Origin of the sequence: Fusobacterium ulcerans ATCC 49185 (genome assembly GCF_900683735.1) — a bacterium.
Classification (GTDB): domain Bacteria; phylum Fusobacteriota; class Fusobacteriia; order Fusobacteriales; family Fusobacteriaceae; genus Fusobacterium_A; species Fusobacterium_A ulcerans_A.
Genome location: NZ_LR215979.1, coordinates 2,711,126 through 2,728,323 on the forward strand (window position 1 = coordinate 2,711,126; position 17,198 = coordinate 2,728,323).

The window sequence follows — 17,198 nt, forward strand, 5'->3', positions numbered from 1 at the left end:
ATTATTTATATATAATTTTACTGTCTGCTGGCAATTGTCTGATTTCTATTTCTATTCCTTTTTCAATCAGCTTCTTCAACATTTCTTCTTCTTCTTCTGTCAAATTTATTGTTTTAGAAATATTTCTGCTTCCCTCTCTGCTCTTTATTCCTCCTAAATTTATTTCTTGTACAGTTTTTACTTTTGAAGCAATTTTATAAGCATCTTCTACAGATTCTACTACTATAAAGAGTTTATATTTATCAGTTACTCCTGAATTTAAAGCTATTATTCCATCTTCTACATTTTTTATTACTAATTTTACCCCCTGTGGTTTTGCCAGTTTCATTGTAGTTTTTCTTAATTCATCTGAAGCTACAGCATCATTTGCTATAAGTATACAATCAGCTCCTAAATTCTGTGTCCATGAAAATGCTACCTGACCATGCATCATTCTATGATCTACTCTTAATAAAAGTATCATAATTTTCTCCTCCTAATTTCTTTCTCTCTTTTTTAAAAGTCCTCATCTTCTATTTTTTCATTTTTTTCTAATTCAAAATTACAATATTTTACAGCATCTGACGAATTAGCTATAGCATCTTTTATTAGCTCATCCACTGCTTCATATTCTTCATATTCCCCTAAAAGTGCCAGCATCAATGAAAGATTTAACCCACACACCACATACAGATTATGATTAAATACTGTTTTCTCCATAAAAGCATTATTTACACTTCCACCAAAAATATCTGTTACAGCTATTATCTCTTTATCTTTATATTTTGTTAATATTTCATCTATCTCTCTATCCAGATTAAAATTTTCCTCTGTATAGCACGATAAACACTCCAAATTTTTAAATTTCCCCAATACTATTTCTATTGAATTCTTTATTCCTTCTGCAAATTTCCCATGTGTAGCCATTACGAACTGAATCATTTTGTTCACCTCCAATATCTTTTCTCATAAATTAGCACACATAAAAATAGGTGTCAAATTTTTCAATTTTATCGTCAAAATATTGTTACCCCTTTGAATAATATATGTTATACTATTCTTAAATTAAGTTTTTTTATAGAAATTAACGATTTATAAATCTCGTTTTTTTCGTTAACTATAGTATATTTTTTAAATAAAAAGGGGACAAAAATGAAAGAAAGAAATAAAATTTACAATAAAAATTTTAATTTTTCACCTTTCAGAAACACTGAAATACAATTTACAAAAAAATTTTCTAAAAATGATACTCTCTTCAAGCAATATCTCATAAAAAAAATAATTCTTACTGATGAAAAAGTCTTCCAAATTACACAAAAAGATATTGAAAAAGTTATGACTTTTCCATATAAAGAAAATTTAGATTCTTTCTTAATAAAATTCTGTTCCAAAAGAATAATTATAAATTATACAAAATCTAAATTGGATTCTTACGAGCTTTCTTTAAATATAATAGCTTCTTATCTAAAACATAATGATAATTATACAATAAAATTAAGTGATGATTTTTATAAAATTTTTAACTCTGAAAAGAATGATTTTAAACTTTTTAATTTAAATACTCTTTTAAGTTTTTCCAATACAATCAGCAGAGATTTATTTTCTCTTATAAAAGATACATATAATGAGTCCTCTATTGAAATAGCTCTAGACGATTTAAAATCCTATCTGAATATAGATGATAGTTATGACAGATTTTTTGATTTTGAAAGAAAGATTCTTATTCCTTCTCTAAAAGAAATAGAAGAGTTCGTCTCATATAAAATTGAATATTCAAAAATTAAAGATTCTCTAAGTAGAAATGGAAGGGTTAAAGGAGTGCGTTTTGATATAATACAAACACCTGACAATAAAAGAGAAAAAAATCTTTCTCTTTTGTATGAACTTATTACTCCTTTTGCTAAAAATAGTGAAATATTAAAAGAATTTATAAAAAATCAATCTGTATTTTATAGTTTTAATTATCTAAAAAATAATATTGAGTACTCCCTTCTTCACAGCGGACAGAACTTTGATAGTTTTTTAATAGAAGCAATTAAGAATGACTATGTAAATACTAGATTTAAAAATAAGATTAAGAACTATACTGAAAAATATACTCTTATCTCTAATATTACTCAAAGCTTTACTGCTCTGGATGATTTTAAAACCAGAGTTTTAAAAGAAATAAATGATAAAAAAATACATGAACTTTCCCTAATTTTAAAATTTTTCAAGCATTCTCTGGATAAAATAGAAAATAATTTTTATCAAAATGAAGTTTTAATGAAAAGTGAAATTTATTCTATTTTTTATAAAGAATTAAAAGAGGTAAATGAATGTACTTTTGAAAATAAAAAAATTATAATTATAGCTGAATTTAATGATACTTGTAGCAATAGCAATCTGGCTATTTTTAAAAAATAAAAAAAGAAAGCTCTGACAATATTGTTTTAATTTTCAGAGCTTTTTCATTTATGAAACACTATTCTTATTTCAATAACTTCTTATAACTATAGTCTATTGCAAATGCTCCCAATGGAGCAGTTACCAATATAGATAAAACTGCAACTGTCAAAATAAGCTCCCCACAGGCAAGTCCCATAGCCAAAGGTATGCCTCCAATAGCTGCCTGTACTGTAGCCTTGGGAGTATATGCCATCATTGTAAAAGCTCTTTCCTTTGTATCAAGTCTGCTTCCTAACAGACAGCAAAAAACTCCTGCCATTCTGAAAATTAATGCTCCCAGTATCAATATCACTGCTAATACTCCTGCTGCAACAGCATATTTTATATCTACAGTTGCTCCTACTAATACAAAAAGAAGTATCTCAGCAGCTACCCATAATTTTGAAAACTTTGCTGAAAGTCTTTTAGCAAGTACATCATAATTTTTTAAAATCCCTACTCCTATACTCATAACTGCTATCAAGGCAGAGAAAGGAACCTTTTCTCCTATTTTTTTTTCAAGTTCGAGGAGTAAAAATGACACACTCAATAAAATAACTACCTTTACAGAATCTCTCATATGAAACTTTTTAAATAATCTCACTAAAATATATCCTGCAATCAAACCAACTATTATTCCAACTATTATCGAAACAGGAACATATACAAGTTTTATTGCTGATAATCCTCCACCTTTTTCAAATCCCAAAAATGAAGTGAATAGTACAATAACAAATATATCATCTACAGAAGCTCCTGCCATTATAAGCTGAGGGATACTTTTTCCTGTTCCCCTTTTTTCCTCTATTAATTTCAGCATTCTAGGAACTACAACTGCTGGAGATACTGCCGCTATTACACTTCCTATTATAGCAGCTTCCAAAACTGTTATTCCTAAAAGTTTTGGAGCTATAAGAACAGTTCCTGTTATTTCAAATAATGCTGGTAAAAAACACATAAGAAAAGCTGGTCTTCCTACTTTTTTTAAATCCTCTATATCCATTGCCAATCCTGCTCTTGTAAGAATTATAACTAAAGCCAGCTGTCTAAGACTTGAAGATATTGAAAGTATTGAACTATCCAAAAGATTTAAAACATATGGTCCTAATATTATTCCAGTTATTATCATGCCCAAAAGAGCTGGAAGCTTCAATTTAGTAAATAAAGAACCTAATATCAATCCTAATAAAAATATAAATGCCAGACTTGTTAACATTTTTCCTCCTTTAATAAAAAAAGCTGATGAATCTGCATAACAAAAAAATGCAGAAGTCATCAGCTTATAAGCGGTTTTTGTGTTGTCACAAAGGGAGAACCTCATTCCCAAAGTATTAAATTTTCAATTTATATTATCATTTTTATTTATTTTTGTCAACTATTCTCATTAAAGAACCATATGAGCCTGTAATATTCCCATAAGTCCACTAAAAAATATTCTTATACCTATAGACATAATAAATATCTGCATTACTCTGGATAAAATATATAGTACTAGTGTTCCTACTATTTTTTCCAAATAATTTCCAATAATAAAAGTTAAATATATGAGTATAAAAGCTATCAAAATAGAAAAGCTTGTCATCATAGTTCCTTTTTCTGCTTTTAGTATTAACACAGTAGTCAAACTTCCAGGTCCTACCATCATAGGAAAAGCCATTGGTATTACAGCTCTTTTTATCTGATCTTCTGGTGAAATTTCTTCAAGCTGTGCATTTTGCTTGCCTACTGAAAATATCAGATTTTTAAAAGCCATCACAACAAGAATCATTCCCCCAGCCATTTTCAATTCCTTCATATCTATTTTATAGAAATTTGTCATCAAAAATTCTCCTACCAGGCTGAACAACCACATTATAAAAAAACCTGTTATAGCAATGGTTTTAAAAAGTTTATCTCTTGTTTCTTTTTCCATATTTGCTGTCATTCCTACAAAAAGAGGTACATTTCCAAATGGATTGAGCACTGCTATAAGCATTAAGGTTTCAGTAAATATTCCATAAATATTCATTTTTCCTCCTTCATTAAAATTGGTTTATATATAATATCTTATATATTTTTTAATAATTTTCCTTTTTTAATTTACACTTCAAATACTCTTATATTTAAGTTATAATTATAATAATTATAAGCTGGAGGTAATTATGGGAATAGAAAATTTTAATATAAAAATAGGAGAATTTCCTTCTGGAAAAAATAATCTGATAACTGATGTAGAAGGAATAAAAGTTGGACACACTACTTTAGATGAAGGAAAAATAAAAACAGGAGTTACTGCTCTAATTCCTCATAGTGGAAATATATTTATGGAAAAACTCATATGCTCTTCTTATGTAATAAATGGTTTTGGAAAAAGCTGCGGACTGCTGCAGATCGAGGAACTAGGAACTCTTGAAGCTCCTATTATTCTTACAAATACTTTAAGTGTGGGAACTGCTTCCACTGCTCTTGTCAAATATATGCTTGAAAATAATGAAGATATAGGAAAAAGATTTGGAACAGTAAATCCTGTAGTTTGTGAATGTAATGATGGCTTCTTAAATGATATAAGAGGACTCCATGTAAAGGAGGAGCATGTTTTTCAGGCTATTGAAAATGCTGATATAAAATTTCAAGAAGGAAATGTAGGTGCTGGTACAGGGATGAGCTGTTACCAGCTAAAGGGAGGAATCGGTTCAGCTTCAAGAATAATAAAATTAGATGATGAGGAATATACTATTGGTGCTTTGGTTCTTTCTAACTGCGGTTTAAAAAAAGATCTAATGATAAATGGAAAGAAAATAGGAGAAAAGATTATCTCATCAGAAAAGGAAGATGAGTTGGAAAAGGGGTCTATTATAATCATAATTGCTACTGATATTCCTCTAAGTGAAAGACAATTAAAAAGAATTTCTAAAAGAGTTCCTGTTTCTCTTGCCAGAACTGGTTCACACATTGGAAATGGAAGTGGTGATATTGTTATTTCTTTTACTACTGCAAATAAAGTTAATCATCATGAAAAAAAAGATATTGTAAATATGAAAATGATCAATGAAAATAAAATAGATACAGTCTTCAGAGCTGCTATTGAAACTGCAGAGGAATCCATTATAAGTTCTCTTCTCCACAGCACTTCAACAACAGGCAGAGATGGGAATACAAGAGAATCATTAAATAAATATATTGATTTTATACTGAAATAATCCCTAGTAATTCTTTAATAAATATGTTAAAATATAAAGTCGTTTAAATTAGAATAATTAATTTTTTATTTTTATAATTTTAAAGGAGAGATGAATGAAGATAGGATTTGATCATAACAAATATCTTGAAGAACAGTCAAAATATATTCTTGAAAGAGTAAATAATTTCGATAAATTATACCTTGAGTTTGGAGGAAAACTTTTGTTTGACCTTCATGCTAAAAGAGTTCTTCCTGGTTTTGATGAAAATGCCAAAATAAAACTATTGCACAGATTAAAAGAGAAAGTAGAGATTGTTATCTGTGTATACTCTGGAGATATAGAAAGAAATAAAATCAGAGGAGACTTTGGAATTACTTATGATATGGATGTCTTCAGATTGATAGATGATCTTAGAGAGTATCAATTAGCAGTAAACAGTGTAGTTATCACAAGATATGATGATCAGCCTGCTACAAATCTATTTATCAACAAATTAGAGCGTAGAGGTATCAAAGTATATAAACACAGATCAACTAAAGGATATCCTACAGATATAGATACTATTGTAAGTGATGAAGGTTATGGAAAAAATCCTTATATAGAAACAACTAAACCTATAGTTGTTGTTACTGCTCCTGGGCCTGGAAGTGGAAAACTTGCTACTTGTCTGAGCCAGTTGTATCATGAATACAGAAGAGGAACTTTTGCAGGGTATTCAAAATTTGAAACTTTCCCTGTGTGGAATGTACCTCTTAAACATCCTTTAAACATCGCATATGAAGCAGCTACTGTAGATCTTAAAGATGTAAATATGATTGACCCTTTCCATTTGGAAGCTTATGGAGAAACAGCTATAAATTATAATCGTGATATTGAAGCTTTCCCATTATTAAAAAGGATAATAGAGAAAATAACTGGAAAAGAATCTATGTATAAATCTCCTACAGATATGGGAGTAAATAGAGTAGGTTATGGAATCGTTGATGATGAAGTTGTAAAAGAAGCTTCTAGACAGGAAATAATAAGAAGATATTTTAAAACTGGATGTGAATATAAAAAAGGTTATGTAGATAAAGAAACTTTCCAAAGAACACAGATGATAATGGAATCTTTGAACTTAAAAGAAGAAGATAGAAAAGTAGTATCTGTAGCCAGAGAAAGATTAGCTAAATTAAAAATTGATCATAATGATAAAAATGGTATCTGTTCTGCTATTGCTTTAGAACTTTCTGATGGTACTATTGTTACTGGAAAAAAATCTGCTTTAATGGATGCTGCCTCTGCTGCTATCCTTAATGCTATTAAACATTTTGCAAATATAAATGATGAGATACTTCTTATCTCTCCAGTTATACTTGAACCAATTATTAATCTAAAATCTAAAACATTCAAAAGTAAAAATATAGCTCTTGACTGTGAAGAAATATTAATAGCTCTAAGCATTTCTGCTGCAACTAATCCTATGGCTCAGGTAGCTATGGACAAAATACATATGTTAAAAGGAACTCAAGCTCACAGCACTAATATTCTTGGAAGAAATGATGAACAAACTCTAAGAAAATTGGGTATTGATCTTACTTGTGACCAAGTATTCCCAACTGAAAATCTTTATTATAACATCTAGATAAATTTGAAGGATAACCAAAAGATAGATCAATTTCTTCTTAGAGGTTATCCTCTTTTTATTTTTATCAAGATTTCAACTTTTAAGCTCTATAACGCAACTATCCTGTGACAAAATGCAAAGAAAGATTACTTGTATTCAAATTAAGTATATGCTAATATTTATCAATACAGATATTTAATTATTTCAGCATCAGGGGGAAAGAAAAATGGAAAAAGAAAAAGCATATTTTTTTGTAGCTGTTTTGGGCATTATTACATTAATAATTATTGTCTTTGTTTCAAAACTTATGTCTAAAGTTTTAGAAAATAAAAAATATCCTAAGGATAACTTGATAGAAATCCTATTCACAACTTCACAGAATAAGGAAAGAGATAAGGGAATTTTAAAAAAATCCTATGTAGGAAAAAATAATTCTCTGTTGGAGATATATGAAAATGCCTTAATTATTTCGAGGAAAGATAAAGAAAAAACTTATTTTTTTTCCGAAATAGCTCTTATTAGTTCTTTTATAATTATGAATAGTTGGGGAAAAATATATGGTTATGGCTACCATATCTACAATGACAAAGGTATCCTTATAGAAACGATAACTAACAGTGAGAAAAATATTGGAACTGACACTTCTTCTCATACAAGTTTTGAAAATTTGAATGATTTTGAAATTGAGTTATTAAGAAACAATAGCTGGGTACTTGATATACAATGTCTAAAACCTCATGATGGGAAGTTTAAACTGCCATATGCTGCTGTTGATAGAGCTTTTAAACGTCGTGATGAAATGCTGAAAACAGCAGTTTAGGATTTAAAAGAACTCAAAGCTGGCTTGAAATTTTCTTTCTTGTCAGCTTTTTTTAATAAAAAAAGAAGCTATATAAATTAGTTCATTAACAACTAATTTATAACAGCCTCTTTTAATATTTTTTATAAGATTGTTCCTAATTTTTTCACTTCACTGCATTTCATTTTAATAAAGTGTAAAAAATCTACATAATCACCTGAATAAAATCCATTTTTCTTTAATATAATTCCATTTGTTTTTCCTATCATTAAAATACAAGTACCCTTAAGATTGTATAAAGAAGTTATATCTTCATAGTCAAAGTATTCTTTACTCTCACCAATTTTTACTATTATTCTATCTGTAAAATCTACCTCTGTTTCTAAAAGTCCTTTTTCTTCTAATGAATTTCTATATATTATCTCACTCTCTAAAGTATAGAGAAAATTTATCAAAACAAGAAGTATAATCATGCCAATCATACAGATAACAAATTTTATATCTGCCACTCCAAATTTATTAGCTATAGCCAGACAAAATACAGTCATTATAGTAAGAAATATAATGCCACTATGCAAATATCTGTATTTACAATATTTTACAAACTCTCTAAACATCTGCTGGGTATAAATATATTTATTTTTAAATTCCATTTTTACCCCTCCTTTTTCCCTTTATAGAAAATGCTTATTTATATAATTATTCTGGAAATCGTCAACATTTCTTCTTTTTTGCTGAATTTATCTCATAAAAAAATACCAGATCATCCCTGGTATTTCAATTTCTTATTTAGTTGAAAACAGTATCTTATCTCCAGCTTTCAATATTACATCTCCTCTTGGAGTTATATCTTCATCTCCACGTCTGATAGATATAATATGCATACTTTTTGGCAGCTGAAGATCCTTTATTCTTTTATCCACATACTCTGAATGCTTGTCCAGATAAAGCTTCTTAATAGAGAGCTCTTCTAATTCTTCTAAATCTATTTCATTTGCTTTATCATCTACTACATCTTCTACTAATCCAAGATATTTTGCAAGGGGCTTCAACGTCATTCCCTGTATCAATACTGAGAAAACAACCAGATAGAATACCATATTAAATATCCCCTGAGAATTATCTATTCCCGCTGTGATTGCTGTTGTAGAAAATATAATTGGCACAGCACCTTTCAGTCCTGCCCATGACATAAAGAATTTCTCCTTTTTACTGTAATTGAATGGTGCCATAAGGGAAAATACAACTGCTGTTCTGGCAACAATAGTTATCATTATTGCTAGAATACTTCCAGTTATCATAACCATTTTTAACTGGCTTGGAAAAACAAGAAGTCCAAGGATAATAAACATTGTTATCTGCATCAGCCATGAAGCTACTCTCATATTTCTGATAGTATTCATCCTGAAATCAAATCTTTCATTTCCTACTATTATTCCCATAAGATATATTGCAAGGAATCCATTTCCTCCAATAAGGTTAGTTGCAGAAAAACATATAAATAACACTGCAATCATATGAATAGTAAGAAATTCTTCTCTCTCTATCCGAAGAAGTCTTCCCATTGGAAGTGTTATTTTACCAAATAATACTCCCATAAGAGCTCCTACTATTATTTGCTGAATAAGGAACAGTATACTCATGAAGATATTTGAATCTCCAGCTTGAAACATAGATAGGACAAAGAGGATTAGTGCATATGCCATAGGGTCATTACTTCCTGATTCTATCTCTATTACTGTTCTTATTCTTTTCTTTAAATTGGAACCTCCCAGCATAGATATAACTGCTGCTGCATCTGTCGAAGAAACTATTGCCCCAAAAAGAAAAGCTTCTTTCAGAGTAAAGTCTGTTATCATATATGCTGCAAAGGCTGCCAGTACTGCTGTAAGAAAAACTCCTGCTGTTGCTAATATACCACTGGGGTAAAGTGCCATCATGGCATCTGATTTTTTAGTTTCCAAAGCTCCTGCAAAAAGAATAAATAATAATGCAAAGTTCCCTATATTCTGAGTTAATCTTGCATCATCAAATTCAATTTTTCCAATTCCTTCTGAACCTGCTGCCATTCCTATAAAAAGGAACATTATCAGCAAAGGTACCTGTACTTTTTTCGTTACTCTTATTGAGAGTAAACTTATTAATAACAAAATTCCACATACTAAAATTTTATAATCCATAGCTCAACTCCTTTCGCTTAAAAGGTTTATACTATATTTTATAATATATTTAAAAAACATACAACTTAATTTCCTTTATAAACAAAATTACTTAAAAACAGTGCGAAAATCGAACCTTATTACTTCTTTTTAAAGATAATACTGAACAAAACAGCAAATATTAAACTTGGCATTACCCATGCAAGTCCAAAAGTTTGTAATGGAAGTTTTATATATATTTTATTCAAAATTTGAAGGTTAATTCCAAGAGTCTGAGTCATTTCAAAAAAACCTATTATCCCTGCTCCTATTACTGCACCAAGATAAGTTTTATCTGAAGATATATATTTCTTGAAACAATTAAGTACTATCAAGACTATTGCTATTGGGTAAAGAAATGTAAGTATTGGAGCTGAAACCTTTACTATTGCATCCACTCCAAAACCAGCAAAAATAAAGCTCAATATAACTGTACCTATAACTATCTTTTCATAAGAAACTTTTAAAAGACCACTGAAATAATCCCCAACTGTAGCTGTAAGTCCTATTGCTGTAGTAAGACAGGCTCCTGCTACACATATTCCCAATGCTAGATTTCCTTCTTTTCCTAATAGTTTATTTACTATATCTGTAAGAAGCTGAGTAGTTCCTGTACTATGAAGCACTCCATAAGATGTCGCTCCTATATATAAAAGTCCTCCATATACAATTGACAATCCACATACTGCTATCATACTTGAATTGCTTAAAAAACTCATCTCTTGTTTTGCAGTGAGAGTTCTTCCATTTCTTATTGCTTTCAATATTATACTTGAAAAGATTATAGCTGCAAGAGTATCCATTGTCTGATATCCATTATAGAATCCATATCTAAATGTATTGCTTATCTCTTTAGCTGCTGGTTCTCCCATTGGGAAAAATACTCCTTTTACAACAATCACTGCCAATATTATTAATAATATTGGAGTAAGAATCTTTCCTATTCTCTCTATTACTGCATTTGCTTTTATAGAGAATAAAAATACAATTATAAAGTAACAAGCTAAAAAACTATATTTATATATTTCATTATTCCCATCTACATGGGGAAGAAGCATTAATTCAAAAGCTGTAGCTCCTGTTCTTGGAATCGCAAGAAAAGGTCCTATAGCTAAAATCAATACTACATTAAATATTTTACTAAATAGAGGTGATACTTTATCAGCAAAATCATCCAGCTCTTTTCCTGCTAATGCTGAAGACAATATAGCAAGAAGAGGGAATCCTATTCCTGTTATGAAAAAACCTGCTGCTGCTGATACCCATTTATCTCCTACTACATATCCTACCATAGGAGGAAATATAAGGTTTCCTGCTCCAAATAACATTGCAAATAAAGCAAATCCTGTCAATATGACATCTTTCTTCTTATAAATATAAACCACTCCAATCTTAAAAATTATCTTATTCATAAAAAATAGTATGCCTTAAAAGGAATATTTATCTTTTCCACCTGCTTTAAGGCATACTTATTTATTTTTAGTTATTAAATTGTAACATTTTTTATAAAAAAATATCAATGTTTTTTGAAAAAACTAAATATTACTCCACCTAATATTCCTGGAAGTACCCAAGAAAGACCAAAACTTTCTAAAGGAAGTTTTGAATAAATAGTATTAAATAATTCAATATTTATTCCCATAGCCTGCATAGCTTCATAAGTACTTACTATTCCAGTTCCCACAACAGTTCCTACATATACATTATCATTCTTTATCATATTTTTCATGAAGTTTAAGAATATAAGAGCAATAGATATTGGATAAATAAATACTAGTACAGGTACTGCCAACTTAACTATAACATCTACCCCGAAGCTTGCAAAAATAAAACTGATTATTACTGTTATTATTGCTAGCTTTTCATATGCTACCTTCAGAAGTCCACTGAAATAATCTGCCACTGTTGCAGTAAGTCCAATAGCTGTAGTCAGACAAGCTCCTGCTACACATATTCCAAGTACGACTTTCCCTATTTTTCCTAAAAGAAGAGTTACTACAGTAGAAAGAAGTTCTGTACTTCCAATTCCCTGTGCCAATACTCCTGTTGCTGTTCCACCAATATATACAAGCCCTCCATATACTATTGTAAGTCCTCCAATAGCTATAAAACTTGCTTTTATCAGAAATGAAAATTCAGCTTTAGCTCCAAGATTTCTTCCTTTTCTTATTGATTTTAATATAATTTCTGAAAATACTATTGCTGCAAGAGTATCCATTGTCTGATATCCATTAAGAAATCCATATTTAAATGGTGTCGCTGTTCCCATTACTTTCGGATCCCCCAATGGAGAAAATACTCCTTTGAATATTATTATTGCCAATACTACTAAAAGTATTGGTGTAAGAATTGCTCCTACTCTATCTACAACCTTACTTGATTTTAGTGAAAACAGAATAGTTATTGCAAAAAATACTATTAAAAATCCAAACTTATACATTTGAAAATTTTCTATATTTTGAGGAACCATCATTTCAAAAGCTGTAGCTCCTGTTCTAGGCAGAGCTAAAAGAGGTCCAATAGATAAAATAAGTGCTATATTGAAAACTTTACTGAACAAAGGAGAAACCCTTGTAGCAAAACTATCAAGATCTTTTCCTGCCACTGCTGCTGCTATTATTGCTAAAAGTGGAAATCCAGCCCCTGTCAATATAAATCCTATAGCTGAAACTATCCAATTATCTCCATTAGTAAATCCTACAACTGGTGGAAATATTAGATTCCCCGCCCCAAACAGCATTGCAAATAAGGCAAATCCTGTCAATATAACATCCTTCTTTTTATACATTTTTTCCTCCTAAAAATTATATATCTTTACTTCGTATATCCAGTCTTTAAATTTTTATCTTCAAGTTTAAATTTTAGACTTAATGGTTAATAAGTGTACTAACAAAAATTATATCAATATTTTTATTCTATGTCAATATAATAATATCAACAGACTATTTTTTTAGTATAAAATTCATATATAATTTTTACTACTTTCTCTTCATTTCTTTAGAGAATATCTGTATATAAATATTAAAATTTGTTGTATAATAGTCGTAGCAAATAAAAACAAATTTTTAAGGAGGATATTTATGTCAGTACTATTTATTAATTACCCTAAATGCAGCACTTGTATCAATGCTAGGAAATGGCTTGAAGAAAATAATATTAAATTTACAAGCAGACATATTGTAGAGGATAATCCAAAAGAAGATGAGTTAAAAAAATATATAAAACTAAGTGGACTTCCTGTAAAAAAATTCTTTAATACAAGTGGTATGCTTTACAGGGAAATGAACCTAAAGGAAAAAACTGCTTCTGCTACTGATGATGAGATGATAAAAATATTAGCTACTAATGGTATGCTCATAAAAAGACCTTTAGTTGTGACAGAAGATGGAGTTCTGATTGGTTTCAAATCTGATCAATGGAAGGAGTTTTTTAATAAATAAAAATATATTTTGGGGAGTGAATATGAATATAAAAAAGTTAGCAATTTCCTTTATTGCTGGTACTTTTCTCTTAGTTGGATGCAGCAGCCTTCAATCTAATCCAGATGGTAAATATGAACTTGTTGTCATTCATCTGAATGATGTACATGGAAGAGCCGAAGAGGAAAAATATGATGGAATGGGGTATCCTAAGGTTGCCTCTATAGTCAATGAGTACAGAAAAGTTTTAGGACAGGAAAATGTTCTTTATCTTGATGCTGGAGATAATACTCATGGAACTACCTTTGCAACACTTGAAAAAGGTGAATCTATGATAAAACTCTCAAATGAGATGAAACTTAATGCCATGACTCTGGGAAATCATGATTTTAATTATGGAATGGAACAATTGTATAAATTAGAAAATTTGGCAGATTTTAAATTCCTTACATCTAATGTATTGAATAAAAATGGAAAACCTATTGGTGAAAAATATATAATAAAGAAAATTCGTGGTATAAAGGTTGGAATATTTGGCTTGACCACTCCTGAAACTGTATATAAAGCTAATCCTCAAATTGTTAAAGATTTGACTTTCAGCGACCCAATAGATACTGCTAAAAAAATAACTGAAGAACTTAAAGGAAATGGTGTGCAATTTATTATTGCTGTCACTCATCTGGGAGATGATCCTGCTACAAAATATGAATGGCAGAGTATAGGTCTGGCGGAAGCTGTCCCTGCTATAAACCTCATTGTTGATGGACACAGTCATACAGCTTTAAAAGATAAAACTGTAGTCAATGGTGTAACTATAGTACAGACAGGTGAATATGATAAAAATCTTGGCATTGTAAAAATAAATTTTGATGAACTTGCGTATGGAGAAAATGCTATTTATCCTGTTCTTTTATCTAAAGCTGAAGTAGAGGACGGAAAATATTTATCTGTAAAAATGGAGTTAAACGAAAAATTTGTAGCTAAAGATGATGCAAAAATAGCTTCACTAATATATGATATAAAAGAGAGACAGGAGAAAATAATATCAGAAGTAATTGGAAAAACACCTGTACTATTAGAAGCAAGCAGAGAACTGGTAAGAACAAGTGAAACTAACCTTGGAAATCTTGTTGCTGATGCTATACTTGAAAAAAGCGAAGCTGACATAGCTATAACAAGTGGGGGAAGTGTAAGAAGCTCTATTGGTGCAGGAGATATAACAGTTGGAAATATCATAAGTGTTCTTCCTTTTGGAAACTATGTTATAGTAAAAGAACTCACTGGAAAACAGGTATGGGATATGTTTGAGAATGGATTCAGCAAATATCCTGAAACTGATGGAAGATTCCCTCAATTCTCTGGAGCTGTAGTTACTTTCAATCCTAAAAAACCAGCTGGCGAGAGAGTAGAAAATATAACACTGAAAAATGGAACTCCTCTTGATTTAAATAAGACATACAAAGTAGCTAGTGATGACTATATTGCTGTAGGTGGAGATGAATATAATATGTTTATCAATGCTAAAACAGTTGCTAATTATCCTGCTCTTACTGAAATAGTTATAGAAAATATAAAGAAAAATGGTGTAACTAATCTCACAACTGATAATAGATTAATAAGAAAATAGTATTTTCAATTAGAAAATCACTCTGTAATAATATACAGAAGGGATTTTTTTAGTTTATTTCCAAAACTTTTGACTGTACAAACTTTATTGTTTTTTTAGGAACTATTTCTCTTACTTCTTTTGAAGTTGGACTTCCTATTCTTCTCTTTTTTCTTTTTAAAAGTGAAAATGTTCCTCTATTTTTAAATTTTACCTCTTCATCCATAGCTATTACTTCTGCTATAAGATTAAATATTTCTTCTATCTCTTCCCTTGCTTCTTCATATTCTACTGTCTCATCTTGTTCTTTTCTCAATTTCTTGTAATATGATACAAATTCTCTAGTGTTCATATTCTTCCTCCATTAGAGTATTGAGCTCATTTACTTTATCTATCATTTTCATTCTAGGTCTAAATTTAATAACTTTCTTTTCTTCTGTCACCATCATTTCTCTTGTTGCTAAATTTAATATCTTTCTGGGTTTTACTTCTTTCTTTTCAAATATTCCCCAATCTTTTATTATTACTTTTTCTTCTTCTTCTAAAACATCAAAAAGAGCTTTCCAGAAAGAATCTAATCTTTCTTTTGCTTCTCTTATGCTTTTTAGATTCCTTCTTTCTTTGTATAAGGTTAAAAACTCTTTTTCTGTCATATTATTTTTTTCACTCCATTTTTTTTATAATAAAATAAACCTGTATAGGCATTATTATTGTTAAAGGCAATATACATATATTTGTTCCAAGAATTGCTCCACTACTTCCCATATTTAAATCTCTTATAAAATATATAGAAAGTGGAATATTAACAGCAGCTCCAATTACAAGCAACCACATTTGTAACTGAATTTTTCCTGTTCCATTTATAAATATTGCATATATATCTCCATAAACCCTATTTAATACAAATATTCCCCACAATAGAATAAGATATTTAGGAATAAATATTTCTTGTCCTATCCATATTTTAATGATATATGGCACTAAAAATATAAATATTATTATTCCTATTATTAACACTAAAAATAATATATTTAATTTCTTAAACATACCTATTATCCATTTTTTATCATTTTTTATATATGAATCAAGAAACAAAGTCCACATAGGAGCTGATATTATTGCTTCTATTACTATAAATGCTTGAAACAATTTAGAAACTACACTATAAGTTGCTACAGCATCTGTTCCTACATATTTTATTATCAACATATTATCAACAGTATATATAAAAAGCATTGCTATTTGTATAATAAAAAAACTTATTCCTATACTTCCTATTTCTTTTATTTTTTTGGAAGTAAAACTTTTGATATTAGGAAATAATTTTTTGTAATTATAGAAAAATTTTTTTGTAAAAAATAATCCTAATACTAAATTTATTCCAGGGTAAATTATAGCTATTGTTATTAGCGAAATTTTATTGCACCAATTAAGTACATATAATGAAAAGACAAACAATATCTGAAATAACAAGCTACTTAAATTAACAATAGAGCTATCATGAATTGAAAAATAAAAAATTTTATATAGGAAAACTACAAAATTTAAAATAGTTATTGAAAATACTATACTAAATATTAATTTTATATAGCTCTCACTATAAAAATTTATATTTAAAAATTTTCCAATATCTATTACTTTAATTCCAATTATTCCTAAAATAAAAATAAATAGAGCTATTATACCTAAAACAACATATCCAGTAGTTATATATTCTCTAGCTTCATTATAGTTTTTTTTAGTTAAACTTTCTGTAAGTTTATTTTTTAATCCATTCCCTATCCCTAAATCAAATGTATATATCCAACTTACAATTGAAAAAATTGCCATCCATAGTCCATAATCTTGTTGCCCTAAATATTTAAAAAATAAAGGAATTGAAATATAACTTATCCCCATACTTAGTATTTTATATATCATTCCAAATGATACTTGCTTTTTTAAAATATTAATTCTATCCAATATTTATTCTCCTAACTTTAAAAATATTCATTAATTTTTTT

Annotated in this window: 17 protein-coding genes and 1 riboswitch; of the genes, 6 read left to right on the forward strand and 11 right to left on the reverse strand. The window is 29.1% G+C overall.

Annotation, left to right across the window (positions count from 1 at the left end):
* Position 1: 1 nt before the first annotated feature.
* Together E0E45_RS12075 and E0E45_RS12080 are read right to left on the reverse strand one after the other, a co-directional pair.
* The gene (locus E0E45_RS12075; protein WP_130891405.1) at positions 2 to 463 is read right to left on the reverse strand and encodes a PTS sugar transporter subunit IIB; all 462 of its coding nucleotides are present in this window, start codon (positions 461 to 463) and stop codon (positions 2 to 4) included.
* A 32-nt stretch (positions 464 to 495) separates the two neighbouring features.
* The gene (locus tag E0E45_RS12080) at positions 496 to 921 is read right to left on the reverse strand and encodes a PTS sugar transporter subunit IIA (RefSeq protein WP_130891406.1); all 426 of its coding nucleotides are present in this window, start codon (positions 919 to 921) and stop codon (positions 496 to 498) included.
* 210 nt (positions 922 to 1,131) lie between these two features.
* Here E0E45_RS12080 and E0E45_RS12085 point away from each other — a divergent pair, with 210 nt between their 5' ends.
* Complete coding sequence (locus E0E45_RS12085) at positions 1,132 to 2,385, forward strand: replication initiation protein (RefSeq protein WP_130891407.1); 1,254 nt, start codon at positions 1,132 to 1,134, stop codon at positions 2,383 to 2,385.
* 64 nt (positions 2,386 to 2,449) lie between these two features.
* Here the strand turns inward: E0E45_RS12085 and E0E45_RS12090 are convergent, their stop codons facing one another.
* Positions 2,450 to 3,622 carry a cation:proton antiporter gene (locus E0E45_RS12090; RefSeq protein ID WP_130891408.1) on the reverse strand — a complete coding sequence of 391 codons (1,173 nt, stop codon included), beginning with the start codon at positions 3,620 to 3,622 and terminating at the stop codon, positions 2,450 to 2,452.
* 43 nt (positions 3,623 to 3,665) lie between these two features.
* Positions 3,666 to 3,740, reverse strand: a riboswitch (Fluoride riboswitch).
* Positions 3,741 to 3,790: 50 nt separating this feature from the next.
* Positions 3,791 to 4,414 (reverse strand): MarC family protein, encoded by a 624-nt coding sequence (locus tag E0E45_RS12095; protein ID WP_130891409.1) that lies wholly within the window; start codon positions 4,412 to 4,414, stop codon positions 3,791 to 3,793.
* Between the two features lie 133 nt (positions 4,415 to 4,547).
* On the opposite strand from E0E45_RS12095, the gene E0E45_RS12100 reads away from it, so the two are divergent.
* From E0E45_RS12100 to E0E45_RS12110, 3 genes are all read left to right on the forward strand, one after another.
* Entirely contained in the window at positions 4,548 to 5,585 is a 1,038-nt protein-coding gene (locus E0E45_RS12100; protein WP_130891410.1) for a P1 family peptidase, read from the forward strand.
* 94 nt (positions 5,586 to 5,679) lie between these two features.
* Positions 5,680 to 7,191: a DUF1846 domain-containing protein gene (locus E0E45_RS12105; RefSeq protein ID WP_130891411.1), complete on the forward strand. Its 1,512-nt coding sequence runs from the start codon at positions 5,680 to 5,682 to the stop codon at positions 7,189 to 7,191.
* 208 nt (positions 7,192 to 7,399) lie between these two features.
* On the forward strand, positions 7,400 to 7,993 hold the full coding sequence (locus E0E45_RS12110) for a hypothetical protein (RefSeq protein ID WP_130891412.1): 594 nt from the start codon (positions 7,400 to 7,402) through the stop codon (positions 7,991 to 7,993).
* Positions 7,994 to 8,115: 122 nt separating this feature from the next.
* On the opposite strand, the gene E0E45_RS12115 is transcribed toward E0E45_RS12110, so the two are convergent.
* The 4 genes from E0E45_RS12115 to brnQ (E0E45_RS12130) all read right to left on the reverse strand — a co-directional run bounded on the left by E0E45_RS12115 (position 8,116) and on the right by brnQ (E0E45_RS12130) (position 12,958).
* The gene (locus tag E0E45_RS12115; protein WP_130891413.1) at positions 8,116 to 8,625 is read right to left on the reverse strand and encodes a YcxB family protein; all 510 of its coding nucleotides are present in this window, start codon (positions 8,623 to 8,625) and stop codon (positions 8,116 to 8,118) included.
* A gap of 132 nt (positions 8,626 to 8,757) precedes the next feature.
* Positions 8,758 to 10,152 (reverse strand): potassium/proton antiporter, encoded by a 1,395-nt coding sequence (locus tag E0E45_RS12120; protein WP_130891414.1) that lies wholly within the window; start codon positions 10,150 to 10,152, stop codon positions 8,758 to 8,760.
* Positions 10,153 to 10,271: 119 nt separating this feature from the next.
* A complete protein-coding gene (gene brnQ / locus E0E45_RS12125) occupies positions 10,272 to 11,582 on the reverse strand; it encodes a branched-chain amino acid transport system II carrier protein (RefSeq protein WP_130891415.1) in 1,311 nt (436 codons plus the stop codon).
* A 104-nt stretch (positions 11,583 to 11,686) separates the two neighbouring features.
* Positions 11,687 to 12,958 (reverse strand): branched-chain amino acid transport system II carrier protein, encoded by a 1,272-nt coding sequence (brnQ, locus tag E0E45_RS12130; protein WP_130891416.1) that lies wholly within the window; start codon positions 12,956 to 12,958, stop codon positions 11,687 to 11,689.
* 292 nt (positions 12,959 to 13,250) lie between these two features.
* Here brnQ (E0E45_RS12130) and E0E45_RS12135 point away from each other — a divergent pair, with 292 nt between their 5' ends.
* A complete protein-coding gene (locus E0E45_RS12135) occupies positions 13,251 to 13,610 on the forward strand; it encodes an arsenate reductase family protein (protein WP_130891417.1) in 360 nt (119 codons plus the stop codon).
* A gap of 22 nt (positions 13,611 to 13,632) precedes the next feature.
* Complete coding sequence (locus E0E45_RS12140) at positions 13,633 to 15,216, forward strand: bifunctional metallophosphatase/5'-nucleotidase (protein WP_130891418.1); 1,584 nt, start codon at positions 13,633 to 13,635, stop codon at positions 15,214 to 15,216.
* Positions 15,217 to 15,265: 49 nt separating this feature from the next.
* Here E0E45_RS12140 and E0E45_RS12145 read toward each other — a convergent pair whose 3' ends face one another.
* From E0E45_RS12145 to E0E45_RS12155, 3 genes are read right to left on the reverse strand one after another with little or no spacing between them, the layout of a single operon-like run.
* On the reverse strand, positions 15,266 to 15,547 hold the full coding sequence (locus E0E45_RS12145) for an HU family DNA-binding protein (RefSeq protein ID WP_130891419.1): 282 nt from the start codon (positions 15,545 to 15,547) through the stop codon (positions 15,266 to 15,268).
* On the reverse strand, positions 15,537 to 15,848 hold the full coding sequence (locus E0E45_RS12150) for an HU family DNA-binding protein (RefSeq protein ID WP_130891420.1): 312 nt from the start codon (positions 15,846 to 15,848) through the stop codon (positions 15,537 to 15,539). The genes E0E45_RS12145 and E0E45_RS12150 overlap by 11 nt, the downstream gene beginning before the upstream one ends.
* Before the next feature lie 10 nt (positions 15,849 to 15,858).
* The gene (locus tag E0E45_RS12155) at positions 15,859 to 17,157 is read right to left on the reverse strand and encodes a lipopolysaccharide biosynthesis protein (RefSeq protein WP_130891421.1); all 1,299 of its coding nucleotides are present in this window, start codon (positions 17,155 to 17,157) and stop codon (positions 15,859 to 15,861) included.
* Positions 17,158 to 17,198: the final 41 nt, after the last annotated feature.

Coding starts and splice junctions, on each gene's coding strand:
- E0E45_RS12075 (WP_130891405.1), bottom strand. CDS start 463: ATGATACTTTTATTAAGAGTAGATCATAGAATGATGCATGGTCAGGTA.
- E0E45_RS12080 (WP_130891406.1), bottom strand. CDS start 921: ATGATTCAGTTCGTAATGGCTACACATGGGAAATTTGCAGAAGGAATA.
- E0E45_RS12085 (WP_130891407.1), top strand. CDS start 1,132: ATGAAAGAAAGAAATAAAATTTACAATAAAAATTTTAATTTTTCACCT.
- E0E45_RS12090 (WP_130891408.1), bottom strand. CDS start 3,622: ATGTTAACAAGTCTGGCATTTATATTTTTATTAGGATTGATATTAGGT.
- E0E45_RS12095 (WP_130891409.1), bottom strand. CDS start 4,414: ATGAATATTTATGGAATATTTACTGAAACCTTAATGCTTATAGCAGTG.
- E0E45_RS12100 (WP_130891410.1), top strand. CDS start 4,548: ATGGGAATAGAAAATTTTAATATAAAAATAGGAGAATTTCCTTCTGGA.
- E0E45_RS12105 (WP_130891411.1), top strand. CDS start 5,680: ATGAAGATAGGATTTGATCATAACAAATATCTTGAAGAACAGTCAAAA.
- E0E45_RS12110 (WP_130891412.1), top strand. CDS start 7,400: ATGGAAAAAGAAAAAGCATATTTTTTTGTAGCTGTTTTGGGCATTATT.
- E0E45_RS12115 (WP_130891413.1), bottom strand. CDS start 8,625: ATGGAATTTAAAAATAAATATATTTATACCCAGCAGATGTTTAGAGAG.
- E0E45_RS12120 (WP_130891414.1), bottom strand. CDS start 10,152: ATGGATTATAAAATTTTAGTATGTGGAATTTTGTTATTAATAAGTTTA.
- brnQ (WP_130891415.1), bottom strand. CDS start 11,582: ATGAATAAGATAATTTTTAAGATTGGAGTGGTTTATATTTATAAGAAG.
- brnQ (WP_130891416.1), bottom strand. CDS start 12,958: ATGTATAAAAAGAAGGATGTTATATTGACAGGATTTGCCTTATTTGCA.
- E0E45_RS12135 (WP_130891417.1), top strand. CDS start 13,251: ATGTCAGTACTATTTATTAATTACCCTAAATGCAGCACTTGTATCAAT.
- E0E45_RS12140 (WP_130891418.1), top strand. CDS start 13,633: ATGAATATAAAAAAGTTAGCAATTTCCTTTATTGCTGGTACTTTTCTC.
- E0E45_RS12145 (WP_130891419.1), bottom strand. CDS start 15,547: ATGAACACTAGAGAATTTGTATCATATTACAAGAAATTGAGAAAAGAA.
- E0E45_RS12150 (WP_130891420.1), bottom strand. CDS start 15,848: ATGACAGAAAAAGAGTTTTTAACCTTATACAAAGAAAGAAGGAATCTA.